Origin of the sequence: Chryseobacterium sp. KBW03 (genome assembly GCF_003852415.1) — a bacterium.
In the GTDB taxonomy this organism is placed as follows: domain Bacteria; phylum Bacteroidota; class Bacteroidia; order Flavobacteriales; family Weeksellaceae; genus Chryseobacterium; species Chryseobacterium viscerum.
Genome location: NZ_QAJO01000005.1, coordinates 285,447 through 310,594 on the forward strand (window position 1 = coordinate 285,447; position 25,148 = coordinate 310,594).

Below are 25,148 nucleotides of genomic sequence, written 5' to 3' on the forward strand. Positions count from 1 at the left end.
TATGGAAGCAATAAATCTTAATAGAGTCTTTTCAGAAGGCTTTTTCAGAATACCAGACTACCAAAGAGGCTATTCCTGGAATGAAAAACAACTCAATGAATTATGGGATGATATAGACGAAATACAGGAAGAAAAAGGTGATCTCAAAAAACACTATACCGGCACCATCTTCCTCGAAAAAACAAAAGCTAATGATGCTGAAAAATGGATAAGTGATGATATATTCTATGTTGTTGATGGACAGCAAAGACTAACAACCCTGAGTATCCTTCTTTTCGTATTAATAGAATCTTCAGACAAAGGCTATGCTGATAAAAGAAAGGAAGCTTGGGTAGAAAAGTTTCTGTATCAGGAAAATCAGTCTGGCAACAGTAAGGTCTATAAATTCGGATACCAGGAATCTGACAAAAACTACAAATTCTTATATCAGAATATTTTTGAGGATGAGACTGAGTTGTCGGATAGTCCGGTAATTAATTTATATGCAAAAAATCTGCTGGTTGCCAAAAAGCTTTTCCAGGATAAAATTAAGGATCTCACCTATGAGGAAAAGGATCTTATTTTCAGAAAAGTAACTGGTTCTTTATTATTTGATATCAGAAAAATAGAAAAGGATCTGGATGTTCAGGCTGTTTTTGAAACGATGAATAACCGTGGGAAACCTTTGACTATTTTAGAAAGGTTAAAAAACAGACTCATCTATCTTAATGAGAAATTAACTCAGCCTGATGAGGATAAAAATAAATTAAGAAAAGACATCAATACCGCATGGGGTAAAATTTACAATGCTTTAGCTCAGGATTCAGAAAACTATCTGGACGAAGATGACTTTTTATCTGGTCATTTATCCCTCTATCGTAAGCCTAAGGACTCTGTTTTTTCCGAAAAATTAGCTGAAGAAAAAATTTTCAAGATGTTTTGTAATAAATCTGAAAAATACGAGTTAGATGAATCTGAAGCTAAAGAAACAAAGGTTTCTCATAAAAAAATAAGTGATTATATCTTTAAACTGTCTGATCTGGCTCCTATTTGGTATGAGATCCATAATTCTAAAGATCCTGTTATCAATAAAATACTGATACTGAACAGAAGTAAAGAAATTAAAATCCTTCTGGCTACTCTTTTTTATAAAGTCAAAGATAAAGAAGTTCTTCAAGAGATTTTAAGCGACCTGGAAAAGATATTGTTCAAAAATCGTATTCCCGGAATCTGGATCATGGATGAACGAAATACGGCAAGCTGGGCAAGAAAATTATACAATGAAAATGACAGTTTTGATATTGCATTATTTGAGGTTCGAGCAGAAATGCAAGATTATCTCAATAGTGAAGTTCTGAACCAGAACATTGTAAATTCATTTAAATCCTTATATACCTACGTCAAGGGAGCCAAAGGTTTTCACCGTTGGGGATACCTGAAATATTTCCTTTTTGAATATGAACATGAATTAAAAGCGAAATTTAAAGAATCCAATGATAAAGTCTCATTATCTGACTACCATGAAACTACTATTGAACATGTCATTCCACAACAATATTCTGATTATTGGCTGGAACAGGTCCAAAAAGTAAGTGACCGATTTGAAACCGACGATGACAAATATTTTGCAGAGAAAATTTTCCTTAATTCTCTTGGGAATCTTACCATTCTGAAAAACGGTAAAAATGCTTCATTAGGTAATAGTTCATGGAATATTAAAAAGTACAGGTTCAGTACAGGTTCTTACAATGAAATTGATATCAGCAAAAACATGAACTGGACGGAAACTGAAACCTATACCCGTGGCATGGACCTGCTGGCTTTTCTTGAGAAAAAAACCCCAGGATTGTTTTTATCAGATAGTGAAAAGCATGAAATATTAGTCTATGATAAAAAAGAAGTAACGGTAATCTAGCAACAAAACACCTCTTTGAAAATTCCAAAGAGGTGTTTTGTATTTTTATTCCATTAATTGATTTTAACTCCCCGATCCCGGTCCGTTCAAATACTCATTGCTGATATCTTTCTCCTTTTTAAAATCCATTTTCCCAAATTTGTAGCTGAAGCTGATTCCGAAAGAGCGGTATGGCAGGTCTCTCACAGAATAAGACTTATAATCTCCCGTATCTACGGTAGTTATCTGTCGGATATACTTGTTGAATGGATTGGTAATGGTAAATCCGATGCTTGCTTTTTTGTTCCAGAATTCTTTTCTACCCGCTAAGGTGTAGGTAATAGATTGTGGATTTTTACCCTGGATATTTTTGGCGGCCGAGTTGTAATTTCCAAATACTTCCAGAACAAATTGCTTAGGAAACTGGTAATTAAGGTTTAGGTTTGCACGGTAACGCATTCCCATATCCAGATTACCCACATACGTATGGCTTACAATATAACGGTGAAATACCATGATATTACTTCGCAGGTTCATTGCATTATGAAAAAACGGCAAAGAAAGAGAGATGATTCCTCCGGAATTGTATTCCTTACCGATATTATCCCTCGCAGTAACCGATACATTGGTATATTCTGTTCCATTGGCTGTAAATGAAGGATAAAATGTAGTAATCTGTTTTAAATCCTGACTGTTGATCCGCTCAACCAATGACATAGAGATATTACCACCATTCGCAAAATTCTTTGTATAACCCAGTTCCATATTATCTCCAATTTCCGGCTTCAGGGCTGGATTTCCTGTGGTAATATTATGAGGATCACTAAAGTTCAGGAAAGGATTAAGCTCTGTATACTCGGGACGCTCTACCCTTCTTGTATAGGAGAGTTTCAGCGTTTCCCCGCTATCAAATTTATGGGATAAAATGAATGACGGAACCAATAAACCATATGACGGGATATTCGTATTGGGAAAATCTATTTTAAGGGTGGTATATTCATATCTCAGCCCTGCCCTTACATCCAGCCAGTTCAATAATTTAAGTTTCGAAGAGAAGTAGGCGGCATAGATTCCCATATCATAATTTAAATGGTAAGACTGCAGCGGATCTGTTTCGTACTGGCCGGATAAAGCATTCAGTATGTGCACATCCGTAGCGTTGGTAATATGCTGCTGCACGGTTTTCGCTCCCATTTCAAAGGTAACATTGTCATTCAGAGGGTGCACATAATCAATTGACAGGTTATGACTGTTGTCTGTTCCGGGGTTGTTCCCTGAAATTCCGTTATAGGGAGAAGCCACTCCTGACAGACTCTGTGTCTGGAAATAGCTGGTGGTGGGAGAACCATAACTGAACACATAGTCTGCTGTAAGCTCCTGCCCTTCTTTTTTAAAGGCTTTTCTGAAGCTCAGACTTCCATCTATAGAGCGAACGGAAGACTGATTATCAGAAGTTCTGGATCCTATAATAGATTCTACATTGGAGGTGTTATAATCTGTGATATACTGCTGCTGGCTGATCAGCCCGGTACTTTTATTTGAAAAGCTGTTAAAGGATAGCGAGCCACTTAAAGCAGTGGACGTACTCATTGACCAGTCAAATCCCAGTCCTGTTCTGTATCCGTGTCTCTCAAAATCAGTATAGCCATCCTGTAATAGACGAGTACCTGTATTGGAGGCAGCATCTCTTGATGTTCTGTCCTGAGAAAAAGGAGTTTTTGCTTTCAGTTGGGCATTTCCGCTAAAAAAAGCATTCATACTGAAGGTATTGTTCTTATAATTCAGATTCAATGATCCGGTTTCGAATAAAGTTCCACCAGTAGCATTCACAATTCCATTGATTCCTTTTACTTTACTGTCTTTTAAAACAATATTAATAATTCCTCCCGTTCCCTGCGCATCGTATTTTGCTCCCGGGCTGGAAACCACTTCAATACTTTTAATCTGACTTGCAGGAATAGATGCCAATGCATCCGCAAGACTGTTTCCAAAGATACTTGAAGGTTTTCCGTTGATCAAAAACCGGATATTTGAATTTCCCTGAAGCTCTACATTTCCATCCGCATCTACGGTTACCTGAGGGACTTTTCTCAAGACATCAATAGCTGCTCCATTTTGAGAAGTCACATCATTGCCAGCATTAAATACAATTTTATCTACTTTATTTTCAACTACTGATTTTTTCCCCACAATTGTTACTCCTTCCAAAGCAGTTTCCCCATTGATCAGCTGAATATCACCCAATGAAACAGTCATATTACTGTTCCCGATCTGAATATCAGAAGTGGTTTTGTTTTTGTACCCCGCATAAAAAACAGCTATTTTGTACGTTCCCAAAGCAATATGATCTATGGAGAATTCCCCTTTTTCATTGGAAGTACCTCCGTTCATTTCTTTGTTATCCTGATTCAGCAAGCCAATACTGGCATGATCTATTGCATTTCCCGTTCTGGAATCTACAATTCTTCCGCTTATTTTCCCCTGATCATCCGCTTGTTGTGCATTGGCCATTCCTACAGAAAAAAATAGAGCCAATAAAATTGATACTTGTTTCACTATGATTATAGAATTATTACGGTGCAATAATGGGGATCAATTTAGTATAAATTCTGAATTTTCAATTAAAAGGGTTTAAATAAAATAGTAGAGATTCCTGCGGAATGACAAAGTGTATGGATAGATAAAGCTTAATATTTGTCATTCCGGTAGGAATCTAAACTCACATATGAAGTGCTTTATTTTAAACCATTAAGAAGAAATTAAGAGGATAAGAATGTTACGAAAAGCTTCGCTTTTAGAGTGGACTTAAATAAAATCTTCGATTTTCATCTTAAATCCCCTTAATAACTTCATAATCTTTAATGGTTAAAAAATAATTTACTCCAGTTCAACAGATACTTTCACCAACTCCTACGCCATTCATAATACTTTAACATCCATTATACCCTATCCCCAGATAAATTTTCGTTCTTTTGCAAAAAGTTTTAATTTTTAAATAATTGCATGTCGAAGTTTGATGAAATCCGGTATTTTTCTGATCAGGAAGTGAATGAAAGATTAGGGAGTATTGCCCATGATCCCATGATGAAAGCATTTATGAATTTTACTTTTCCTGGTGCAGATGAGCAGGTTTGGCTTGAACAGTTTAAAGAAGTTCATTCCATAAGTGATTTTCAGCATCAGTTTGTAGCCTATGCCGTTCGTCAGATCCTTGCGAAAAGTTCTGAGGGTTTAACAACTTCCGGCTTCGATAAGCTGGATAAAAATACCTCTTACCTTTTCATCTCGAACCACAGGGATATTGTTCTGGATACTTCACTGCTTAATCTGGTATTGCTGGAAGGAGGCTATGTTATGACGGCTTCGGCCATCGGCGATAACCTTGTCCGTAAAAAGTTTTTGAATGTACTGGCTAAGCTGAACCGTAACTTTTTAGTACAAAGAGGATTGTCACTTCGTGAACAGCTTAAAAGTTCACAGACTATGTCTGAGTATATTGATGAGCTGTTGCATCAGGAAAACCGCTCGGTATGGATTGCCCAGCGTGAAGGCCGTACAAAAGATGGTAACGATTCTACCCAGCAGGGCGTTTTGAAAATGCTTGCTATGGCAGCCGGAGACCAGTCGCTGATAGATTATTTTAAAACATTAAAGATTGTTCCGATCTCCATATCTTATGAGTATGATCCTACAGATTCATTAAAAATGCCTCAATTATTGGCCCAGCACAGGGATGAGGAATATATCAAAGGTAAAAATGAAGATTTCACCAATATATTGAGTGGAATTCTTGGGCAAAAGAAACGCATTCATCTGCATGCCGGTGATGTTATCGATACGGAACTGGATGATATTGCAGCCACCATTGATAATAAAAACAAACAGCTGCAAGCGATTGCTCAGGTTATTGACCGTTCAATCATCAGTAATTATAAACTTTGGCCAACGAAGTTTATTGCTTATGACCTGCTTCACAACACCAATATCTACGCCTCTGAATATACTGAACAGGAAAAACAATTGTTTGTCCGCAGACTTGAAATGCGTATTGATCCCTCTGAACCCGTTTCGAGAGAGTATTTCTTAGCGATGTATGCGAATCCTTTAGTGAATAAGCTGAAATTGGAAGAAGATAAAAACAGTGCATCAGAAGATGAATAAATAATCTCTGCTGTGAGCATAAAAAAGCCAATGAAAATAATTTTCATTGGCTTTTTCTTTTTAATACAGATTAAGGTATGGCAGGAGCAGCAGCTTACGGTTTCCCGTAATTTTTCCTTCTCAGTTGTTTGTAGTTTCGAACATTATAAAACAAGAGGTTTTCATCAATCTCGATTCAAAAAACAACTGATACATTATGAATAAAAAAACGACTCCTGCAGATCTCTTTTTGGGAATTCTTGCATTATTACTGATCAGCGTAAGCTTTTACCAGACCTGGCTCGGATTACAGCAGATTTTTGGCCCGGCATCATTTGTCATCGCTTTGGTTCTGTCATTACTTCTTCTGTTTCTGTGCTGGATGCTCAGAAATGCCAAACTGGAGGGAAAACCTACGGGAAGCCTTGTTGGTATCTATATTTTTATTGCTTCTTTCTGTTTCATTGCCAACTTTAATGCATTGTACACAAGGTTTATGAAAACAGATATCTATACGGATGAACTTCGGGATATTAATAAAAACTTCACGACTCTTGAAAACGATGTAGAATCGAAATTAAGCTATAAATACAATAAGATCACCACTCAAAATATCGAGATCAAGAAAAAACAGCTGATGGAGCAGATCAAAGATCCCGGAAATAAAGGAATCGGAACGCGTGCCCAATCATTGATAAGAGATGTTGAAAAAATGACGGGTCAGAAAGTTGACCTCCTGACTCCTGTTGGCAATGACTATGAGGATCTTTCTGAACGAATGGGAAGGCAGATCGATAATATGATCTCTGACCTGTCTCCCGAAGAAAGAGCATTGAAAACAGACATCAATAATGCTTCCCTGAAATGGAATAAAAACATCCAGGATCTACTTCTTTTATCCAAGAAAGAAAAGGATGAAATGTCACAGGGACTGATTGATGAATCTTTAGCGGATTATAATAAACTGGGAAGCAGAGCACAGACTGTTTTGGGAAATGAAAAGATTCATTTTGAGCCTTTAGAATCCAAAACCCAGCAGGTAGGAAAAATAGGGTTTGCCTTTGAGCATGCTATTAAAAACTTCGGAATGTATCAGTTTGTGGTATTGGCAGGCTGTATCTTACTTGATTTTGTTATCGTCATTATCATTCTGCTGGTGACCAATCCGGGAGGTCATAACCGAAATAACGGAGGCAGCGTATTCAATAATAAAAGAAGTGGTAAAACAATAATTCCTAATAACTAAGCCATGGAAAGTAATGAAAATTTAAAACCGTTGTCCCTTAACAATGAAGATGCTCTAAAACCGCTGTCTTTTGATTTCCAGAATACGGTAAATGAGGATTTCGTTCCTATTGCCAAAACCATTTCCAATGATATCAAAAATAAGGAGAGCAACTTTGTTTTTTTCTTTGGAACTGCAGAATCAGGGAAATCTGTGATCCTGTCTTCTATGCTGTATTATCTCCGATCGTATGCAGGTGTATTAAGGCCTAAACTTGGAACTCCTAATTCCAAAGAAGCCAACGTCCTTCTGTCTGATTTTTTTGAAAATATAAGACAGGGAATTCTTCCCAACAGGACTACGAGAGATCAGGTCACACGTCTGGATCTTGTTTTTGAACCGAATAATAAATCCAAAAAAGTATTCCCGATAGACCTTACTTTTCTGGAAACTTCCGGGGAAAATCATAATGATATCAGAAGAGGAGGAAGCTACCACAGCAGTATTGAGTCTTTTCTTAATGCGAATATCCCGCTCACTTTCATTATTGTCACGAGTTATGAATCTGCTTATAAAGACGATTCCCTGATCAATGAATTTCTGGATGAACTGGAAAGAAAGGGCAAAAATTTAAAATCTGTCAATGCCATACTGGTGGTTTCCAAATGGGATAAATCCGGAAGAATGGATGTAGAAAGTGCTGAAGAGCTCGATCATTTTATTTCAGACAGACTGCCTATGACTGCTCAGCGAATTGACACCTATGGTCTAAGCAAAACCTATTATACCGTGGGAAGCGTTCAGAATGCCACCGGGGAAGAAAGAATTAACTTATTGAATCTTTCTACGGCTGAAGTATTGTCCAAATGGCTGTACAGAAGTATTGCAGGATATGATCTTGATTATGAAGGAACATTTTGGGAACGTTTAAAATTTAGTTTAAAAAATTAATGGACAGTACTTATTTTTTCTCTGCATTTGGTACGTTCGGAAATCCGAATGGCTTCAGGCAGTCATTCTTTCTGGGCGCCAACAGAGAGATTGCCAGAGAGATCAGAACCTTTGATTTAAAGACGGATGCCATTAAGCTATTTCCTCAGAGCAATATCTATTCGGTACGAAAAGATATTGCAGGCGGGCGCAACCTTATCTCCTACTCTGTGTATACATTTGCCAAAGAGCAGAATTCTGATAGAGGGGGTACTTTTATAGGTTCCAGTCTTATTTTCATCAATAAAACAGCCTCCGAAGGTTTGATCATCAATGCATTGAATGATTTTCAGACGAATCTTGAAAACAATACCCTTTCGGAAGGCACGATTACAATCAATCATTCGGACCAGTTTACCATTCAAAAGCCTAAAGATTTTGATAAAATAGGATTTAATCTCCGGGAAATAGATGATCTGAGTTTTGCTCAAAGCAGCAATAATTACATGGTTGTTTACTGTGAAACCAATGCCTCTCAGTTGCAGAAATTTTTCAGTAAATCTATTGAACTTCTGAATGCCTACGATACAATCTATTTTACCCAAAGTCATGAAATCGGAGAGTTCGTGAAGCAAAAAGGAATTTTTAAAATTGTAGATGCGGCTGGTTTTCAAAAAGAAATTGAAAAGCTTCATGAGGAAAAACTCCGAGCTGTTCAAAATACGATTGCTGATCTTGAAAAGGAAAAGGAAAGTCTGAATGAGGAAAGAAAAACCCTGCTTGAAGACTTGAAAAGACAGATCGCACAGAATGAAAAACGACACCAGGAAAATGAAGATAAAATAAAAGAATCCAAAAAAGGAATTGATGTCATTAACAATGAATATGACCTGTATTCCGGAAAAATTACTGAGGTAATAAACAGTCTGAAATTGGATGGACAGGTGAAAACCGCCAGGGAAAGACATATCGACAATAAAAAATCATTTACCCATAAGCTCAATCAGAATAAAAATACGGAATCGCTTGATACTTTACTTTCCCCCTCTGCCAGAACAGAAATTTCAAGAGAAAACAGACCCTACGGAAATGATCTTTCAGATTTTAGCCGGAGCAATGGAAGAAATGAAGAAAAAGAATTCAAACTGGATGTCTTTAAGGTAGCAACATTAATACTTTTCCTGTTATTGACGGGAGTCATCGTTTGCTGTTTTGTGTTTTTGGATGCCGGAAAATTATTCACCTCAATAAATATTTAAAAACAACTTACTAATCAATCAATTACACCCACTTCCCTTGCATACATTATGTAAGGGAAGTTTTTTATTTCCTCGCTTCTTTTTCAGCTTTTACGATCAACTGATAGGCTTTCTGACGGGTAAAAAAAATACCACATCTTGTAAAAACATTTTGAAAATCACTCCATTAAAAGTAAAATTGTTTATATTTAATTAGATAAAAGGCAAAGGAATTGAATGTTATAAAAGGCAGGATAATTGCAGCCATCTAAAAAACCACACAAAATAAGGCTTATGAATTTACAGTTAGATCCACATTCTAAGACTGAAAAAGAGTCTGTTGATCATTTCCGTTTGGACGTTCTGAATGGACTGCAGCATACTCCCAAAAAATTATCTTCAAAATACTTCTACGATAAAATCGGCGATCATCTTTTCCAGAAAATCATGGCCATGCCTGACTATTATCTGACCCGTTGCGAGCTGGATATTTTTAAAAATAAAACGGATGAACTTACCAGCCTTCTCATTCCTGAGAGCGAATCTTTTGACCTTATTGAACTGGGAGCGGGAGATGCTATGAAGTCAACTTATTTACTGGAACAGCTGATCAGAAAGGGAGTTGATTTTACTTATATGCCGATTGATATTTCGGGAAATATTCTTTCGATTCTCCATAAAAAACTAAGCAGTCAGTTTCCGGAAATGAAAATCATCTGCTTGGAAGGTGATTATTTTGAGATGCTTCAAAAAGCAGCCTCATTATCTGACCGAAGAAAAGTCGTTTTGTTCTTAGGAAGCAATATCGGAAATATGACTCCGGAAGAAGCTGAAGATTTCTGCCTGCATTTGAATACCAATCTATCTTCAAAAGACCGTGTGTTGGTAGGATTTGACCTTAAAAAGAATCCCCACACTATTTTGAGTGCCTATAATGATAAAGAAGGGATCACCGCTTCCTTTAATCTTAATCTTCTGACCCGCATCAACAACGAACTGGGTGGAGATTTTAACCTTGAGCAATTTCAGCATTATCAGACTTATGATCCCATCACAGGAGCCTGCAGAAGTTTTCTGGTAAGCCTTATCAGCCAGCAGGTAACCATTGGCAATACCAGAATTTCATTTGAAGAAAATGAGCTTATTGATATGGAAATTTCACAGAAATTCTCTGCTGAAAAGATTAAAGAATTGGGTGAAAAATCAGGTTTTACCATCACAGGAGAGATCAAAGATTCTAAAAAATGGTTTGTAGATACTGTCTGGCAGGTAAAATAAATGAACCCCTGCAGCCCATCACATCTGCAAGAGTGAAAAAATGAAAATCAAGCACTAAAACAAAAAGATATGACACCAGAGATCACCACAAAAGATATTGTAAAAAAATATGTGGATATCCGCAGACGTTCTGAAGAAATCTGCGCTCCACTGGAAATCGAAGATTATGTAGTACAGCCTATTGTAGATGTAAGTCCTCCGAAATGGCATCTTGGTCATACCACCTGGTTTTTTGAAACTTTTATTTTGATGCCGAATTTTCCCCAATACGGGGTTTTTGATCCTCAGTATAATTTTGTTTTTAACAGTTACTATGAGACCATCGGAGCACGGGTCATCCGGACCGACCGCGGAAATCTCAGCCGTCCCTCGGTTTCAGAGGTGTATCTATACAGAAAATATGTAGATGAGCAGATGAAGGCTTTTCTTCAAAGCTCATTTATGAAAGAGTCTATAGAACCACTGTTGGAATTAGGTCTTAATCATGAACAGCAGCATCAGGAATTATTAATCACTGATATCAAATATATTTTAGGACACAACCCACTTTTCCCTTCTTATACAAAAGAAAAGCCTCAGCAGTATGGCTCCGGAGATCTGCAAATGCTCAGATTTTCGGAAGGAATCTATGAAATTGGTTTTGAAGGGGAAGGATTCTGTTTTGATAATGAATTAGGAAGACATAAAGTATATCTTACAGACTTTGAAATCGCCAATCAACTGGTAACTAACGGTGAATATTTAGAATTTATGGAAGCAGGTGGATATTCAGATTTCAAACACTGGCATGCGGAAGGATGGGACTGGGTGAAACAAAATTCTGCAAAATCTCCGCTATACTGGCATTATATTGAGGGCAAATGGATGAATTATACCTTAAACGGATTACAGGAAATAGATCCCAATGCCCCGGTGTGTCATATTAATTTCTATGAAGCATCTGCTTTTGCATCGTGGAAAAGAATGCGTCTGCCTACTGAAGCAGAGTGGGAAGCAGCTTCTCATCATTTTGATTGGGGAAGCCGTTGGGAATGGACGAATTCTGCTTATCTGCCCTATCCTCACTTTAAAAAAGAAGCAGGGGCTGTAGGTGAATATAATGGAAAATTCATGGTCAATCAAACGGTTTTACGGGGTGCTTCAGAAGCTACTCCTCCGGGACACAGCAGAAATACGTACCGTAATTTTTTTCAAACCCATTTGAAATGGCAGTTCACAGGAATCAGGCTTGCTCAGTAATTGTTTACCGATGATCAAAGTAGAATCAATATCTAAGAGTTTTAATGGAAAAAAGGCAGTAGATCATATTTCTTTTCAGGCATCTGATCAGGAGATCCTTGTTCTTTTGGGAACCAGCGGATGCGGGAAAACAACCACCCTTAAGATGATCAACCGTCTCATAGAAGCAGATGCGGGGAATATTTTCATTGATGGTAAGAATATCCGTGATCAGAAAGCCGAGGAACTGCGGATGGGAATTGGCTTTGTAATGCAGCATTCCGGTTTATTTCCTCATTATACCATTCAACAGAATATTGCGGTAGTTCCGGAGCTGATGAAATGGGACAAAAAGAAAACGGAAAGAAAAACTCATGAGCTGTTGGCTAAACTTCATCTTTCTGAAGAGGTCCTTTCCCGATTCCCCCACGAGTTAAGCGGCGGACAGCAGCAACGGGTAGGTATTGCAAGAGCTTTGATTGCAGACAGCCCGGTTTTACTGATGGACGAACCTTTCGGGGCTTTGGATACTATTACCAAGGCTGATATTCATTCAGAATTTAAATCACTGGAGGATCTTAAAAACAAAACGATTGTATTGGTTACCCATGATGTACAGGAGGCATTTGATCTGGGACATCGGATATGCCTTATGGATCAGGGAAAAATTGTACAGACCGGCACTCCCAAAGAAATTCTTTACCATCCTTCCAACCATTTTGTCCGTGATTTCTTTGCTGAAAACCGGCTTTTATTAGAATATAAAGTAGCGACTTTACAACATATCAGTCCCTTCCTTAGTCCTGAAAAATCATATCATGAACTAGAAAGTATCAATAATATAAGCGTATGGGATGTTTTACAGCAGTTAAGCTCCGGTCATCAAAATGCTGAGGTGTATGAAGAGCTGATCAGAGCGTTTAATCATTATAGAAAATCACAGATTGTATGACGCAGCAGAGTCTTTGGGAATTTATTGCTGAACAGCAGGAAAAGCTGATCACCCAGGTTATTCAACACCTTGGGCTTACTTTTTTGTCTCTGCTTCTGGCTATTATTGTTGGAGTCCCTTTAGGAATCCTGATTGCCAGAAAAAAGAAACTTTCCAGTCCGGTACTGGGTATTGCTGGGATTTTACAAACCATTCCGAGTATCGCATTACTGGGATTTATGATTCCCGTTTTTGGTATTGGTCCAAAACCAGCGATTGCAGCTTTGCTGATCTATGCACTTCTTCCTATCATCCGAAATACCTATACCGGAATTACAGGTGTAGATCCGGCAGTTATTGAGGCAGCCAAAGCAATGGGAATGAACAGGAGCCAGCTTCTTTTTAAGGTAAAACTTCCTTTGGCAATGCCTGTCATTGTTGCCGGAATAAGAACCGCAGCGGTTATTAATGTGGGAGTTGCTACTTTGGCTTCTTTTGTTGCAGCAGGCGGTTTGGGAGAGTTTATCTTCGGAGGTATTTCGCTTAACAATACCAATATGATTTTGGCAGGAGCCATTCCGGCAGCATTACTTGCTGTTGTATTGGATCAAACAATTGCCATGATACAAAAATCGGGATATCAATTCTTTCAAAAACTGAAATATATACTTCCCATCCTCTTTATTATTCTAGGAATAGGTTATCTACTGACTTCTGTCTCAAACCGTACGATCAAGGCTGGTTTTACCCCGGAGTTTATGGGAAGGCAGGATGGCGACCTTGGATTGCGTTCTGTATATGGACTCAACGTACATCCGCTTGTGGTAAGTGATGCCATTATGTATAAAGCGGCCTATGAAAAGGAACTTGATCTGATCAGCGGATATTCTACAGACGGCAGAATCAAAGCTTTTGATCTGTATGTATTGAATGATGATAAGAAGATATTCCCGCCCTATTTTGCGGCTCCTATTATTAAAACCAAAACACTGAAAAAATTTCCGGAACTGGAAAAGACCTTAAATCTATTGGCTGGAAAGTTCAATGATTCTATCATGACCGATTTGAATTACAGGTCTGATCATCTCAATCAGACCCCGGAAAAGATTGCGAAGGATTTTTTAATCAGAAATAATCTGTATAAAAGTCCACGAAAGGGAAATTCGGGGACGGTTCGGATTGGTTCAAAGATCTTTGGGGAACAATATATTCTCGCAGAAATGTATAAAATGCTTATTGAAGGCTATACAGACTATAAAGTAGAAACAAAAACAGGCTTGGGAGGAACCAAAATATGTTTTGATGCCTTAACAAATGACGCCATTGATTTTTATCCTGAATATACAGGAACCGGGCTTCTGGTGCTTTTACAACCTACGAAAGAGGTGATCAGAAATGTTTCCCAAAGTCCTGACAAAACCTACCGGTATGTGAATTCAGAGTTTGAAAAGCAATATGGAATTCAATGGCTGCAGCCTTTAGGATTTAATAATGCTTATGCATTGATGATGCGAAGAAAGCAGGCTGAAGATCTCCACATCAAAAGTATCTCTGATCTTAGGAAATATTTTGACGGAAAGTAAAATAAAGGATTTCCCAATTATTGAGGAATTTCTTTAATAATAAAAATGATGGGTGAAAAAATAAATAAAAGAACGATCGGTTTCAATAACGAAGCTGATCTCACTATCATGCCGAGGTTTCTCAGGATCAATCTTCATTTCATAAACATATTGAATTTCTCCTTCAATGTAGGTTTCTATTGCTAAATTAAGTTTCCAGGAATGCTGAAAATCTGCAATCTTCTGAAGCATCTTTTCCTGATCTGTCAGCAGGATCTCTGAATTTTGCATTTCCCATTCATCAGAACCGGAAGCACCCATGGCAGCAATGATAAATGATGTAAAATCCGGAATATCCATTTTCTGTATCTTAATAAGGGTAAGAACAATTTCATCTCTATTGAAAATCACTTCTGCGATTTCACGCTTAGAAATAAAAAAATCAGAAGCTCTTTCCTTTAATTTTTCTGTTAATATGGATCGGTCAAAAGGCATTTTTATTCTTTTAGCAAAGTTAATTTTATATTTTAAATAGTTCCAATCCGTTTATAGGAGATCAATTATCTGTTTAAAATAAACATTATCTTCGTACAAAATTCGAAAATATGAAAAAAACACTTTTGCTGGTTTCAGCTGTACTTGTTCTCAGTTCCTGTGTAGTAAGAACGGCGACTAAGGTAGTCTCAGGAGCGGTAAATCTGAGTTACAAAGCTGTAAAAGGTACTGTAAACGGAATCAGCTGGGCAGTAAGCAAGGCGAAAGGGAAAATTGATGAAGACCGTCTGGATGGCACCTGGAAAGTGGTAGGAGTTTATCGTGGTTCTTTTGAGGATTTCTCAAAGGATCAGAATCCTGATGGTTCATTTACTTCAGAATGTGCAGAAGGTTTTGATCAGATTATTTTCAAAGCTAAAAAGTCTAAATTCAAACCGGTGCACTGCAGTTCTGAGAAAGAAGACTGGGTGAAATATTCTTTAGAGTTTGGAAAAAATCCTGCCACTAAGGAAAAGGAGAATTATATAGAATACAATTCTAATAATTATATTTCGGTGGTTGACGCCAACAGTAAAACGATGATTCTGGAAGGAAATCTGATGCCTAAGCTGGCATTTTCCGGGGCTAAGCTCTATCTGCTGGAAAAAGTAAAATAGATTTTAAAAATCAATAAAAAAATCCCTGTTCTTACAAGTAATAAGAACGGGGATTTTACTTTTAAAAAATATTTCTCAGAATTATCTCTTTAGATCCTTATTTCTGTTCAATATCAACTATTTTCTTTCCCGGCTCTCCCAGATAATGAAGAACCAGTTTTTCATATACTTTGTAGCCGTCATCTACATTGGTAAATATCACGATCCCTTTTCCTGAATTGGGTAATACAATGGCAATACATCTTGTACCCTGATCAGCTCCGCCATGAGATAAAGCATATTCCCCATTTCCAAGGTCATAGATTTCAAGACCTAATCCGAAATACTTATTTTCTTTGATTTTCACCTGCTTTTTGATCATATCCCGGAATATTTCAGGTTTCAGGTTTCCCCCCTTCATTACACTGGCCATAAAATTTCCGTAATCTTCTATCGTGGTATGCAGATCATCAGCAGCATTAGCTGTTTTAATTTTTTCTATTGGATAAGGATTTCCCTTTTCATTATATCCTGTCACAAATCTTGACTCATCCATATTCTGATCCCAAATATAGTTGGTGTCAGTCATTTTGAGGGGCTGAAAGATAAGCTCTTTGGCAAGCTGTTCCAATGGCTTTCCAAATTTCTTTTCGAGAGCTTTCCGAAGGTATTCAAATCCTTCTCCTGAATATTGATATTTTGTACCGGGATCAAACTGAAAGTTCAGTTTTTTATCAGCATTCATCCATCTCCAGTTGGGAAAACCGGTCTGATGGCTCAGGACAATCCTCGTTGTCAATTTCTTGTGTCTCGGATCGTTGATGATATCAGGATCTGTCCAGTAGGCATCTAAAGGTTCATCCAACTTCCACTGTCCTGAACTTACAAGACGTAAGGCAACCATTGCTGTAACAGGTTTGGTGAGCGATGCGACATTAAAATAGGCATTTCGGGGAGCTGAAACTCCTTTTTTATATTCTCCAAAAACTTTTACTTTCTGTAATTTTCCTCCTTCAATAATTCCTAATCCCAAGGTAGGAATATTATTTTCTTTCAACCAGCTTTGCATCGACTGGTCGTTATCAAACATGGTTTCACTATCCGTAGTTTGCTTTGGGTGGTGATTAAAGCTCAATGAATTCTTAAGTTTCCACTCAGCATTTTCCAACACCCACAGATGCGTGAACTTTGCTTCCCCTACTAATTTGTCAGCTTGATTTCCTGCCTTTTCATAAAACAGATGATCTCCATTCTGAATGGCAGCATAGATCTTCCCATCTTTATACATGGGATAAATCTCAGTGCTTTTCGCAACCAAGACTCTCTTGAGCTGATAGGTTTCCGGAGATTTACACAATCCGTTTTTAAAATCAATGATGAATTTCTCTTTATCCTCAAAACCACCTTTATCATGATAAAATTCAAATCTGCTGCTTAGCATACTTTCCATCTGCCTGATGTTGCAAGTATTGTAGCCTACTGAAAAAAGCAGACTGTCTTTCGACATAATTGTTCTATAAAGAGGATCTGTTTTTTCTGTCTGTGCATGAATTGTACTAAAGAGCAGCATAAAAAAAGGAAGGATAAACTGTGCCGTTTTTGTCATTATTATTTTTTTGACAAAGATTCAATTTCATTTCATTTTTTAAATAAAAATGAACCCGACAAAAACCCGACAAAGCCGTGACATGAACTATATCATATTGAAATTCAACTTGTAATATAATTTTTTATAACGGTCTATTTCTGCAGCATTACGAAGAATAACAAATATATTGGACAGGATAATGATGATCATAAGCACTAATGTAAGCTTTGGTCCCGGCTTTAAAAAGATCCCGAGCATGAATACAATAGGTGCCATTATCGTCCATATTATCTGAACCGAAATGATTTGTCTTACGAGACTATTTCGTTGTTTCATGGTAAACATCAGCAGCAATGGAACAAAAATATTCAGAGGGGGTAAAAGGGTAAATAATAATGATGACAGGTTAATGATTTTAATATAAGAATAGTTAACCGGAATTGGAATTGGCTCTTCTTCTACTTTTATTTCCACCTCATCTGTTTCTGGAATTTCCTGAGGGATGTCCTGCAGCAATGCAGATTCTTGTATTTCCAAAGCCTGCGCAAGAGTTTTGAGGGTATACCCTTTCGGTTCTGTCCCAGCTTCTATCCTTTGGATGGTTCTCACAGAAATCTTTGATTTTTCTGATAGTTCTTCCTGGGTCAGATTGTTCTGTTCTCTTATGGCTTTTAGCTTGGACATAGTATGCCTTCCAATTAATTTTCGTCAGCTAATTTACATTTTTTAATAGTAATACAATAAAACAGCATTCTGTACGGATACAAAATGCTGTCTCTTTGGAGTATAAGTATGTTTATTTTAATAAGTCTTTTCAGAACTCTCCAATAGTCTTTCATAAACTTTCCTTTTTGGTGGGATTATGGGGTTGTACGTAATTTCTTTGTCGACCCAACGTTCGGGCCGTAAAAATGAGAGAATAAGCTCCATATCTTTGTTATTAAACCCTTCATAAAATCTGTTTTTTTCTTCTTTTGGTATGGGAGTTGGGGGTGTTCCATCTTTTTTACGCGGAGCAAAATGTGCCCCTATATAATCTCTTTTTTCTCTTCTGAATTTTGATTCTATATTAGGTTTAAGCTGTTCCTTCAGGTCTTTTATCTGTGTTTCTGTTTTGGCTCCTGAGGTCATTATTATTTTGTTAATCTCTTCATCTAATTCGCTCTCAATTCTTTGATTGATTTCTTTTATCTTTTCCTGAAGAAATTTACCTGATCGTGTTGGAGGTTCACTCAGCAACAAACGTTCATATCCGGTGGCATCTCCTCCTTTTTGAGTCTTGCCTCCATCTCCCTTCTTCCAGGTAAGCATTCTGCCTCCGCTCTCACTACCCTCTTCCTCCATGTACCTTACCGTGTATCCTAACATCGCCATTACTTCCAGGTTGCCGCTTCTAAAGCCCAGATGCTTTACATGGGTAAAATGTCTCTCAAAATACTCATACAGCTTAAACTGCCCAAAACGGGTATTGCCTCCCCATGCTAATAAAGATTCTGTTTTTTCATCCCAAAATTCGGTGATATTGAATACTTTAGAAGGGTGAATATGACTTTTAACCTCATTGACAATATCATCAAACTTAGATCCTCTCTCTTTCACATAGCCTTTATCTCCGGTAATAATGATTGCATCATACATCTCCGCTACTCTATAAATAATCTGCCTGATCCCTGTATAGCTTGTATCGTGTTCTATATGAATATCTCCTCCTTTCCCACTAAAACGGGACCATAAAATAAGTAAGTTGGTTCCAATGGTAGGGATTCCTTTTTGTTCCAGCCATCTTTTTATAGCGTCATCTTCATAGGTATTGATATTGACCTTCCATCTTTCTTTTAGCTTAATCCGTAAGGCCGGCGAGTATTTTCTGGCAATATAATCTGTCCCATAGTTCACCCCTTTAATATATCCCTTTCGCTGATATTTACGTGCTTCATCTTCTAATTTTTTCTTACCGGCTTTATCTCCCCTTAACTGTTTTACTTCTACAACATGTATTCTGTCCTCACCTATCCCGGAATCTCTATAGAATCTTTTTATAGAATCTGCTTTATCCGTATGGTCTGTGACCGTGCCGTCGCCTTTTGAAATTACAACATGAAGCTCCTCATCACCAATTAAAGCCGCGGCAATTCCAAACATATCCCCTGTGGCATATCCAGGCTGGATAAGCACTTTAGGTTTAAATTCAGGTTTGGGGCCACGTTGGCGTTCAGGTCTTGGTGCTGGTCTGCGAGCAGCAGCATCTGTATTGGACACAGGTGCTTTGTCTTTTTTTCTATTTCTTATCATATCGTTTATTATAATACGTTAGGGAACAAATTTCAAGGTAAAGCTCCCGACAAAATAGAGGGGATCTACCCATTTTTAGAAATTCAGGGTTTCCCCTTATGGGCAGACAATGTATTTGTGTATCATGCATTACTGATGATGACATACACTTATATATGCTGCTTTATTTTCCGATTCTGTTATTTACTGACACGACGGTTATCTAAAATTTCACTCATAGGAGAATTCCCTTATTTTTTAAAATTCAGTTTTTTCCCTTAATAAAGATTTATTCAGTTTGATGAAATTTGTATCAGACAAAAGAGATCAACAATCTCACAGTGAAGACTTAATCAAAAATAATAGGAAGGTTGAGTTGAAAGAAAAGTCTTTGAAAAAAGAGGCTTGAAAATAAAAACAATAGTAACCCATTAAAACCAGAATATGGCAGATACAGTAAACACCCAGACTACAGATGCAGTAACGCAGACCAATGTTACCGTGCTTGGTGAGTCTCCCGCACAGGCTATGAGTATGCTTTACCAGATGGCCACACATGCCAGTGGAATTTCCATTCAGAATTCTGTAACGAATCAGCAGAACTTGAACCAGCTCAACCCTGCGATTGTTGCAGATGCCATTAAAATTTTAAAAGGATAATCTAAAACCTTATCATCATGAGTGAAAACAACAGTGAAACCCAACAATCCCAGGCAGCCAATGCTACCACTCCGGCGGAGAAAGCTGTAGTATTTGTGAACAGTGAGGTACTGGCTCCCCCTAAGGCTTCCCCAATGACCGGAGTAACGAAAGTAATGATAGAACAGTCTACAGGAATGATGGTTCAGGATTTACAGTCTTTTTTAAAAGGATTTGAGCAGGTAGGTCTTATTGCATTAAGTAGACTGGCCAATAATCTACTGACGTATGGAACGACTTTCGGGCCGGCTCCGGGAAGTAAAGAAACTTCTGTTCAGATGGCTGAAAACCTTCAGAGTCAGGATGCAGGAAAAGGCAATGAAATGATGAAAGACTTATTCAAAATGGTGAGTGAATATGCTGAAGTAAAAGCTAAGATTTCCAATACTATTTATAATGTCAACGCGCTTCCGGTCTCAGAAGCTCTTCCTTCTCCCCCATCCTATACGGAAGTAATCCCTGAGACTGAAGATCCTAAAAAAAAAAACGAGTAGATCCGGTTCCGGAAGAAGTCTCATCAGAAAAGGAAAATATGAGAAAAAGCTTTATCACGGCTGATCATGGGGGGAAACTAGTATTAAAGTCAGTAAAACTGACACAGCCACTCGTAAAACCAGAGATTAAAGAAGCAGTAATTCCTTCAGCAGAGCCTGAAGTACACCCAAAGAAAAAAACAATAATAGCCCAACTCATTGAAAAAATTAAAATAAATAAAAGATGAATTATTCTTCAACAACCAAACCCGCCAAAATTTTAAATCTAGAAAATCTAAATGATTTAAATGAACGACTTTATCTGACCCGAAGCAGTGATATTTCTTATTTTGACACAAAAAGTGCTGATGTCAAAAAGACGGAACACAATGCAGAGCGAGCTGTATTTAATCTTCAGACCTCAAACATTAATATTCAGCCTGCCATAAGACTGGTGAACTGCATCAACAGAGGAAATAAAAGATACAATCATTTCCAGTCTTTTGTGGTGGAACCTATAGATAGATCAACGGGAATTGCCGTCATCATGGTCAAGCTGGATGATCCGAAAGCTTTTTATTGTAATGTGAGAATTTTACCTTTTACAACCTTAAATGAAATTGCAGTTTCAGATCTTGATTCAAAACTTTTGACCATTAATCTTGAAAAGGCAAAATGGATTCTTAAAACAGATATCACGATCACCCCATCTGATACGGGAGAAGCTCAGTATTCTGTACATGATGTGGATGTAGCTGCCATTTCCGAATTGGTAAGTCAGGAAGAAATAATTGAATTAAAAAGAGAGCTGGAATTCCAGGCTTCTAAGCTGATTGCCCATTATTTCCAGGAAATCCTGAGTATTGTAGTGAATGAAAACCCTCCAAACAACGGCAGGCTTCCTGTGATTCCGGATGATTATATCCTTACCCTTCCTCCCAACCAGTTAAAAGAAATGTTGTCAGCCACTGCTATTTCAGCGTGTATTGCTTTGGAGATAACAGGTTATAATGTAGTAAAAGATATCAACCACGACTGGAAGGCTGCAGCTGCATTTATTAATTATCTGCTGTAAAGTAAACGTTTACTTTTTCAAACATTATAAAAAACAGTACTTATGCGCAGAAGAATCCGCAAGAAAGCTCCCGTTCCCCAAACTCCGGTACCCGTAACGGAACCTGAAATGGTAGAAAAAGAAATCATGCCTTTTGTGTTAAGACATGAGGATGAAATTATCAGCTATATCAGAGATAAAGCTGTCAAAGAGACCATGAAGTCACTTGCTCCTCTCCTGGAAAAGCTGGAAGAAGCCGTAAAACAGCAGGAATCTGCTCAGACTCAGATTGCCACACAAGCTCCTCCTGAAACCCCTGTGATGAACTATGAAGAGCAGCTGAAAAAGCTTCAGGAAGCATCATCAGCAAAGGTAAAAGAGAAGGAACTCAAAATCATGGACCGAATGAATAAACTGAATGCCCGATTTGGCAATATCCGACCTTAAAAACATCAAAATCAATACATATGGACGAAATTAACGTAATCATTACAGGAATGTCTACTGCTGTACCTCAGGCTATTTCCACACAGGTAAGCGCCCATTCTACCGGACAGATGCAGATCAATTCTGCGTTGAATCAACAACGGAACGCCATGACCGGGATCACCAATTATGTCATGGGCGTAAAAAAGATGAGTCCAAAAAATATAAAACTCAAGCAGCTCGGGACATTTAAAAAAGAACGTTTTTAATCTAAGTCTCTAAAAACTACGGATGCGGTTTATTTCCCTGCAAAGATGAAAGCTGGTGCCCTCCATATAATACAATCAGGTCAACATTTATTTTGCACCGTTTTTCAGATGCCGTCAATGTACAAAAGCAATTATTCAGAATCCATATTTAGCCCAAAGGAATCCGACATTGCCGGCATACCTGCAGCAGGAATTTATTTTTAAGACATATATTAAAATAGAAACCGCATCCTTTTATCCAAAAAAAATATGCTTTAAACTCGCGCAGATTTTACAGATAGGGTTTCAACCATTGTATTCAGAGCCACCCTTCAAGTCTAATTTATTCATAACCTGTCAATACCAATGCCTTTGAAATCTATTCATCTGGAGGATCTGTGGTGAGTTTAAAAGATAGAACATAAAACTAGTTTACCTCAATAATTATTAACCGAGATCAGATCTCAAAAAAAACAATTACAATTATGCCAGTTAATGAACAAATCACAGACGCAGTAACGCAATCTAATGTGAAAGTAGTAGGAGAATCTCCTGCAATGGCTCTAGCCAACGTGTACCAATCTGCTGCACATTCTACAGGAATTATGTTTGAAAATGCAGTAAATGCACAAAACCAGCAGAACATTCTGGGTCAGGCAGCAACTACTCAAGGTATTCTGCAGATCTACAGCCTGGATACGGTAGCAGATGCGGTTTCTATCGCTAAGATTCTTAAGCCGTAGTTTTTACCCTTTTTTGAGAAAAAAGTAATTCTCTCAGCCGGAAAATCCGGTCGTTTTTTAACCTAAATAAACAATAATCATTATGCCAGTTAACGAACAAATCACAGATGCAGTAACGCAGTCGAACGTAAAAGTAGTAGCAGAATCGCCTGCAATGGCTTTAGCTAACGTGTATCAATCTGCTGCACATTCTACAGGAATCATGTTTGAAAATGCGATGAACAACCAAAATCAGCACAACATCGTTACACAAGCAGCCACTACGCAAGGAATCTCTCAAATCTACAGTAAAGATACCATAGCGGATGCCATCTCAATTGCTAAAATTCTTAAACCTTAATCCATTTTGCATACCGCAGAATACAACCCATTTTAGAGCCGGAACAACCGGTTATTTTAACCCAAATAAACAATAATCATTATGCCAGTAAACGAAAAAATCACAGACGCAGTAACACAATCAAACGTAAAAGTAGTAGCAGAATCTCCTGCAATGGCTTTAGCTAACGTGTATCAATCTGCTGCACATTCTACAGGAATCATGTTTGAAAATGCAGTGAATACACAAAACCAACAGAATATTGTCTCCCAGGCAGCTACTACACAGGGGATCACTCAGATCTACAGTCTGGATACCATTGCTGATGCTGTTTCTATGGCCAAAATCCTTAATCCATAATCCATTTTTGCGAACAGCTGAATTCCATTTTCCGAACAACCGGATTTTCCGGTTGTTTTTTAACCCCAATAAAAAATAATCATTATGCCAGTAAACGAACAAATCACAGACGCAGTAACACAGTCGAACGTAAAGGTAGTTGCAGAATCTCCTGCAGTAGCTTTAAGCAACGTATATCAGACAGCAGCCCATTCCACAGGAATCATGTTTGAAAATGCGGTGAGCGCACAAAACCAACAGAATGTTGTCACTCAGGCAGCTACTACACAGGGTATCGCACAGATCTACAGTCTGGATACCATTGCAGATGCTGTTTCTATGGCTAAAATTCTTAATCCGTAATCCACTTTTGCGGACCTCTTTAAAACTATTATCCAAACCACCGGAAAATCCGGTTAACCTTTAACCCAATAAACAATAATCATTATGCCAGTAAACGAACAAATCACAGACGCAGTAACGCAGTCGAACGTAAAAGTAGTAGCAGAATCTCCTGCAATGGCTTTAAGTAACGTATATCAATCTGCTGCACATTCTACAGGAATCATGTTTGAAAATGCAGTGAATGCACAAAACCAACAAAACATTTTAGGTCAGGCAGCGACTACTCAGGGTATTCTGCAGATCTATAGCCTGGACACTGTAGCAGATGCAGTTTCTATTGCTAAAGTATTGAATCCTAAATTATAGTGTATTTTTAGATTTCTTGTTATCAGGGAGTACAGTCATGTGCTCCCTGATTCTTTTTTAGGTAGAAACTACTTATCAAATAATACAATTTCGTTGGGATCTATCACCTTGTTTTGCACGGCATAAATAACAAGTCCCGCCATATTTTTCACTCCCGTCTTGATCATAAGATTGGTCTTATGCGTTTCTACCGTTTTGGGTGAGATAAAAAGAGAATCTGCAATTTCCTTAGTACTCAACTGCTGGCAAACCAGTCGTAAAACATCTATTTCTCTTTCGGTGAGCTCATTTCTGGAGAAAGCATGAAATTCCGGAAGTTTATTGGAAAGCTGGGTTCTCATGACATCAATCTGATCGTTGGAAAAATAATGTCCGGTATGATGAACGGTTTTGATGACCGCCAGGAGCTCCTCCAGTTCAATTTCTTTAGGCAAAAAAGCATGGGCTCCCATTTTCAGCATTTGCCCCATGAATGAACGGCGGTAGAAGCTGGAAAGAACAATGATTTTTATTTCTGTTTCTTTTTTACCGAGTTCGGCCATTACCTCAAGGCCGTCACCATTCGTCATTCTCAGATCCAGAATCAGAATATCTAAGGCCACAGAACCCTGCTCTGTGAGAAACTGATGTCCGCCTGTAGAAGTCAGGACAACCTGATAGTCACCACTATTTTCGATATAATTTTTCAAAAGCTGTACAAACAGCAGATCATCATCTACAATTCCGATTTTAATTTTTGAGTGTTCCATGTT

The 25,148-nt window shown here is 37.9% G+C and carries 27 protein-coding genes; 21 read left to right on the forward strand and 6 right to left on the reverse strand.

Annotated elements, in window-relative coordinates; all coding sequences use genetic code 11:
- Nucleotide 1: 1 nt before the first annotated feature.
- Nucleotides 2-1,894 carry a DUF262 domain-containing protein gene (locus tag DBR39_RS12740; protein ID WP_124533641.1) on the forward strand — a complete coding sequence of 631 codons (1,893 nt, stop codon included), beginning with the start codon at nt 2-4 and terminating at the stop codon, nt 1,892-1,894.
- Nucleotides 1,895-1,957: 63 nt separating this feature from the next.
- Here DBR39_RS12740 and DBR39_RS12745 read toward each other — a convergent pair whose 3' ends face one another.
- Entirely contained in the window at nt 1,958-4,429 is a 2,472-nt protein-coding gene (locus DBR39_RS12745) for a TonB-dependent receptor domain-containing protein (RefSeq protein ID WP_148089916.1), read from the reverse strand.
- 447 nt (nt 4,430-4,876) lie between these two features.
- Here DBR39_RS12745 and DBR39_RS12750 point away from each other — a divergent pair, with 447 nt between their 5' ends.
- From DBR39_RS12750 to DBR39_RS12785, 8 genes are all read left to right on the forward strand, one after another.
- Entirely contained in the window at nt 4,877-6,034 is a 1,158-nt protein-coding gene (locus tag DBR39_RS12750) for a 1-acyl-sn-glycerol-3-phosphate acyltransferase (protein ID WP_124533645.1), read from the forward strand.
- 196 nt (nt 6,035-6,230) lie between these two features.
- Nucleotides 6,231-7,259, forward strand: coding sequence for a hypothetical protein (locus tag DBR39_RS12755; RefSeq protein ID WP_124533647.1), 1,029 nt, complete (start codon nt 6,231-6,233; stop codon nt 7,257-7,259).
- A gap of 3 nt (nt 7,260-7,262) precedes the next feature.
- Nucleotides 7,263-8,189 (forward strand): hypothetical protein, encoded by a 927-nt coding sequence (locus tag DBR39_RS12760; RefSeq protein ID WP_124533649.1) that lies wholly within the window; start codon nt 7,263-7,265, stop codon nt 8,187-8,189.
- Nucleotides 8,189-9,427: a hypothetical protein gene (locus DBR39_RS12765; protein WP_124533651.1), complete on the forward strand. Its 1,239-nt coding sequence runs from the start codon at nt 8,189-8,191 to the stop codon at nt 9,425-9,427. The genes DBR39_RS12760 and DBR39_RS12765 overlap by 1 nt, the downstream gene beginning before the upstream one ends.
- Before the next feature lie 273 nt (nt 9,428-9,700).
- On the forward strand, nt 9,701-10,684 hold the full coding sequence (gene egtD, locus DBR39_RS12770; RefSeq protein ID WP_124533653.1) for an L-histidine N(alpha)-methyltransferase: 984 nt from the start codon (nt 9,701-9,703) through the stop codon (nt 10,682-10,684).
- Between the two features lie 69 nt (nt 10,685-10,753).
- Nucleotides 10,754-11,923, forward strand: a complete 1,170-nt coding sequence (gene egtB, locus DBR39_RS12775; protein ID WP_124533655.1) for an ergothioneine biosynthesis protein EgtB — start codon at nt 10,754-10,756, stop codon at nt 11,921-11,923.
- A gap of 10 nt (nt 11,924-11,933) precedes the next feature.
- Nucleotides 11,934-12,854 (forward strand): ABC transporter ATP-binding protein, encoded by a 921-nt coding sequence (locus DBR39_RS12780; RefSeq protein ID WP_124533657.1) that lies wholly within the window; start codon nt 11,934-11,936, stop codon nt 12,852-12,854.
- Nucleotides 12,851-14,416, forward strand: a complete 1,566-nt coding sequence (locus DBR39_RS12785; RefSeq protein WP_124533659.1) for an ABC transporter permease/substrate-binding protein — start codon at nt 12,851-12,853, stop codon at nt 14,414-14,416. The genes DBR39_RS12780 and DBR39_RS12785 overlap by 4 nt, the downstream gene beginning before the upstream one ends.
- A gap of 33 nt (nt 14,417-14,449) precedes the next feature.
- Here DBR39_RS12785 and DBR39_RS12790 read toward each other — a convergent pair whose 3' ends face one another.
- Nucleotides 14,450-14,890: a hypothetical protein gene (locus tag DBR39_RS12790; protein WP_124533661.1), complete on the reverse strand. Its 441-nt coding sequence runs from the start codon at nt 14,888-14,890 to the stop codon at nt 14,450-14,452.
- 110 nt (nt 14,891-15,000) lie between these two features.
- Here DBR39_RS12790 and DBR39_RS12795 point away from each other — a divergent pair, with 110 nt between their 5' ends.
- Nucleotides 15,001-15,546: a hypothetical protein gene (locus DBR39_RS12795; protein WP_124533663.1), complete on the forward strand. Its 546-nt coding sequence runs from the start codon at nt 15,001-15,003 to the stop codon at nt 15,544-15,546.
- A 97-nt stretch (nt 15,547-15,643) separates the two neighbouring features.
- On the opposite strand, the gene DBR39_RS12800 is transcribed toward DBR39_RS12795, so the two are convergent.
- From DBR39_RS12800 to DBR39_RS12810, 3 genes are all read right to left on the reverse strand, one after another.
- Nucleotides 15,644-17,131, reverse strand: a complete 1,488-nt coding sequence (locus tag DBR39_RS12800; RefSeq protein WP_124533664.1) for a serine hydrolase — start codon at nt 17,129-17,131, stop codon at nt 15,644-15,646.
- An 87-nt stretch (nt 17,132-17,218) separates the two neighbouring features.
- On the reverse strand, nt 17,219-17,797 hold the full coding sequence (locus DBR39_RS12805) for a helix-turn-helix domain-containing protein (protein ID WP_124533666.1): 579 nt from the start codon (nt 17,795-17,797) through the stop codon (nt 17,219-17,221).
- A gap of 117 nt (nt 17,798-17,914) precedes the next feature.
- Complete coding sequence (locus tag DBR39_RS12810; RefSeq protein WP_124533668.1) at nt 17,915-19,405, reverse strand: hypothetical protein; 1,491 nt, start codon at nt 19,403-19,405, stop codon at nt 17,915-17,917.
- Between the two features lie 423 nt (nt 19,406-19,828).
- Between DBR39_RS12810 and DBR39_RS12815 the strand changes: the two genes are divergently transcribed.
- From DBR39_RS12815 to DBR39_RS12865, 11 genes are all read left to right on the forward strand, one after another.
- On the forward strand, nt 19,829-20,044 hold the full coding sequence (locus tag DBR39_RS12815; protein ID WP_047433885.1) for a RebB family R body protein: 216 nt from the start codon (nt 19,829-19,831) through the stop codon (nt 20,042-20,044).
- A 17-nt stretch (nt 20,045-20,061) separates the two neighbouring features.
- Nucleotides 20,062-20,577 (forward strand): hypothetical protein, encoded by a 516-nt coding sequence (locus DBR39_RS12820; protein WP_124533670.1) that lies wholly within the window; start codon nt 20,062-20,064, stop codon nt 20,575-20,577.
- A gap of 38 nt (nt 20,578-20,615) precedes the next feature.
- On the forward strand, nt 20,616-20,804 hold the full coding sequence (locus DBR39_RS12825; RefSeq protein WP_124533672.1) for a hypothetical protein: 189 nt from the start codon (nt 20,616-20,618) through the stop codon (nt 20,802-20,804).
- A complete protein-coding gene (locus DBR39_RS12830; protein ID WP_124533674.1) occupies nt 20,801-21,631 on the forward strand; it encodes a hypothetical protein in 831 nt (276 codons plus the stop codon). Before DBR39_RS12825 ends, DBR39_RS12830 begins: the two co-directional genes overlap by 4 nt.
- A gap of 42 nt (nt 21,632-21,673) precedes the next feature.
- Nucleotides 21,674-22,057: a hypothetical protein gene (locus DBR39_RS12835; RefSeq protein WP_124533675.1), complete on the forward strand. Its 384-nt coding sequence runs from the start codon at nt 21,674-21,676 to the stop codon at nt 22,055-22,057.
- A 20-nt stretch (nt 22,058-22,077) separates the two neighbouring features.
- Nucleotides 22,078-22,305, forward strand: coding sequence for a RebB family R body protein (locus DBR39_RS12840; protein ID WP_124533677.1), 228 nt, complete (start codon nt 22,078-22,080; stop codon nt 22,303-22,305).
- Between the two features lie 464 nt (nt 22,306-22,769).
- Nucleotides 22,770-23,027 (forward strand): RebB family R body protein, encoded by a 258-nt coding sequence (locus DBR39_RS12845; RefSeq protein ID WP_047378383.1) that lies wholly within the window; start codon nt 22,770-22,772, stop codon nt 23,025-23,027.
- Nucleotides 23,028-23,109: 82 nt separating this feature from the next.
- Nucleotides 23,110-23,367, forward strand: a complete 258-nt coding sequence (locus DBR39_RS12850) for a RebB family R body protein (RefSeq protein ID WP_410494258.1) — start codon at nt 23,110-23,112, stop codon at nt 23,365-23,367.
- Nucleotides 23,368-23,448: 81 nt separating this feature from the next.
- Nucleotides 23,449-23,706, forward strand: a complete 258-nt coding sequence (locus DBR39_RS12855; RefSeq protein WP_047378385.1) for a RebB family R body protein — start codon at nt 23,449-23,451, stop codon at nt 23,704-23,706.
- An 84-nt stretch (nt 23,707-23,790) separates the two neighbouring features.
- The gene (locus DBR39_RS12860) at nt 23,791-24,048 is read left to right on the forward strand and encodes a RebB family R body protein (protein ID WP_103232200.1); all 258 of its coding nucleotides are present in this window, start codon (nt 23,791-23,793) and stop codon (nt 24,046-24,048) included.
- An 84-nt stretch (nt 24,049-24,132) separates the two neighbouring features.
- Nucleotides 24,133-24,396 (forward strand): RebB family R body protein, encoded by a 264-nt coding sequence (locus tag DBR39_RS12865; protein ID WP_047378387.1) that lies wholly within the window; start codon nt 24,133-24,135, stop codon nt 24,394-24,396.
- A 68-nt stretch (nt 24,397-24,464) separates the two neighbouring features.
- On the opposite strand, the gene DBR39_RS12870 is transcribed toward DBR39_RS12865, so the two are convergent.
- Nucleotides 24,465-25,145, reverse strand: coding sequence for a response regulator transcription factor (locus DBR39_RS12870; protein WP_124533681.1), 681 nt, complete (start codon nt 25,143-25,145; stop codon nt 24,465-24,467).
- Nucleotides 25,146-25,148: the final 3 nt, after the last annotated feature.

Excerpts from the sequence above, each read along its gene's own strand:
- DBR39_RS12740 (WP_124533641.1), top strand. The coding sequence starts at position 2 with ATGGAAGCAATAAATCTTAATAGAGTCTTTTCAGAAGGCTTTTTCAGA.
- DBR39_RS12750 (WP_124533645.1), top strand. The coding sequence starts at position 4,877 with ATGTCGAAGTTTGATGAAATCCGGTATTTTTCTGATCAGGAAGTGAAT.
- DBR39_RS12755 (WP_124533647.1), top strand. The coding sequence starts at position 6,231 with ATGAATAAAAAAACGACTCCTGCAGATCTCTTTTTGGGAATTCTTGCA.
- DBR39_RS12760 (WP_124533649.1), top strand. The coding sequence starts at position 7,263 with ATGGAAAGTAATGAAAATTTAAAACCGTTGTCCCTTAACAATGAAGAT.
- DBR39_RS12765 (WP_124533651.1), top strand. The coding sequence starts at position 8,189 with ATGGACAGTACTTATTTTTTCTCTGCATTTGGTACGTTCGGAAATCCG.
- egtD (WP_124533653.1), top strand. The coding sequence starts at position 9,701 with ATGAATTTACAGTTAGATCCACATTCTAAGACTGAAAAAGAGTCTGTT.
- egtB (WP_124533655.1), top strand. The coding sequence starts at position 10,754 with ATGACACCAGAGATCACCACAAAAGATATTGTAAAAAAATATGTGGAT.
- DBR39_RS12780 (WP_124533657.1), top strand. The coding sequence starts at position 11,934 with ATGATCAAAGTAGAATCAATATCTAAGAGTTTTAATGGAAAAAAGGCA.
- DBR39_RS12785 (WP_124533659.1), top strand. The coding sequence starts at position 12,851 with ATGACGCAGCAGAGTCTTTGGGAATTTATTGCTGAACAGCAGGAAAAG.
- DBR39_RS12790 (WP_124533661.1), bottom strand. The coding sequence starts at position 14,890 with ATGCCTTTTGACCGATCCATATTAACAGAAAAATTAAAGGAAAGAGCT.
- DBR39_RS12795 (WP_124533663.1), top strand. The coding sequence starts at position 15,001 with ATGAAAAAAACACTTTTGCTGGTTTCAGCTGTACTTGTTCTCAGTTCC.
- DBR39_RS12800 (WP_124533664.1), bottom strand. The coding sequence starts at position 17,131 with ATGACAAAAACGGCACAGTTTATCCTTCCTTTTTTTATGCTGCTCTTT.
- DBR39_RS12805 (WP_124533666.1), bottom strand. The coding sequence starts at position 17,797 with ATGTCCAAGCTAAAAGCCATAAGAGAACAGAACAATCTGACCCAGGAA.
- DBR39_RS12810 (WP_124533668.1), bottom strand. The coding sequence starts at position 19,405 with ATGATAAGAAATAGAAAAAAAGACAAAGCACCTGTGTCCAATACAGAT.
- DBR39_RS12815 (WP_047433885.1), top strand. The coding sequence starts at position 19,829 with ATGGCAGATACAGTAAACACCCAGACTACAGATGCAGTAACGCAGACC.
- DBR39_RS12820 (WP_124533670.1), top strand. The coding sequence starts at position 20,062 with ATGAGTGAAAACAACAGTGAAACCCAACAATCCCAGGCAGCCAATGCT.
- DBR39_RS12825 (WP_124533672.1), top strand. The coding sequence starts at position 20,616 with ATGAGAAAAAGCTTTATCACGGCTGATCATGGGGGGAAACTAGTATTA.
- DBR39_RS12830 (WP_124533674.1), top strand. The coding sequence starts at position 20,801 with ATGAATTATTCTTCAACAACCAAACCCGCCAAAATTTTAAATCTAGAA.
- DBR39_RS12835 (WP_124533675.1), top strand. The coding sequence starts at position 21,674 with ATGCGCAGAAGAATCCGCAAGAAAGCTCCCGTTCCCCAAACTCCGGTA.
- DBR39_RS12840 (WP_124533677.1), top strand. The coding sequence starts at position 22,078 with ATGGACGAAATTAACGTAATCATTACAGGAATGTCTACTGCTGTACCT.
- DBR39_RS12845 (WP_047378383.1), top strand. The coding sequence starts at position 22,770 with ATGCCAGTTAATGAACAAATCACAGACGCAGTAACGCAATCTAATGTG.
- DBR39_RS12850 (WP_410494258.1), top strand. The coding sequence starts at position 23,110 with ATGCCAGTTAACGAACAAATCACAGATGCAGTAACGCAGTCGAACGTA.
- DBR39_RS12855 (WP_047378385.1), top strand. The coding sequence starts at position 23,449 with ATGCCAGTAAACGAAAAAATCACAGACGCAGTAACACAATCAAACGTA.
- DBR39_RS12860 (WP_103232200.1), top strand. The coding sequence starts at position 23,791 with ATGCCAGTAAACGAACAAATCACAGACGCAGTAACACAGTCGAACGTA.
- DBR39_RS12865 (WP_047378387.1), top strand. The coding sequence starts at position 24,133 with ATGCCAGTAAACGAACAAATCACAGACGCAGTAACGCAGTCGAACGTA.
- DBR39_RS12870 (WP_124533681.1), bottom strand. The coding sequence starts at position 25,145 with ATGGAACACTCAAAAATTAAAATCGGAATTGTAGATGATGATCTGCTG.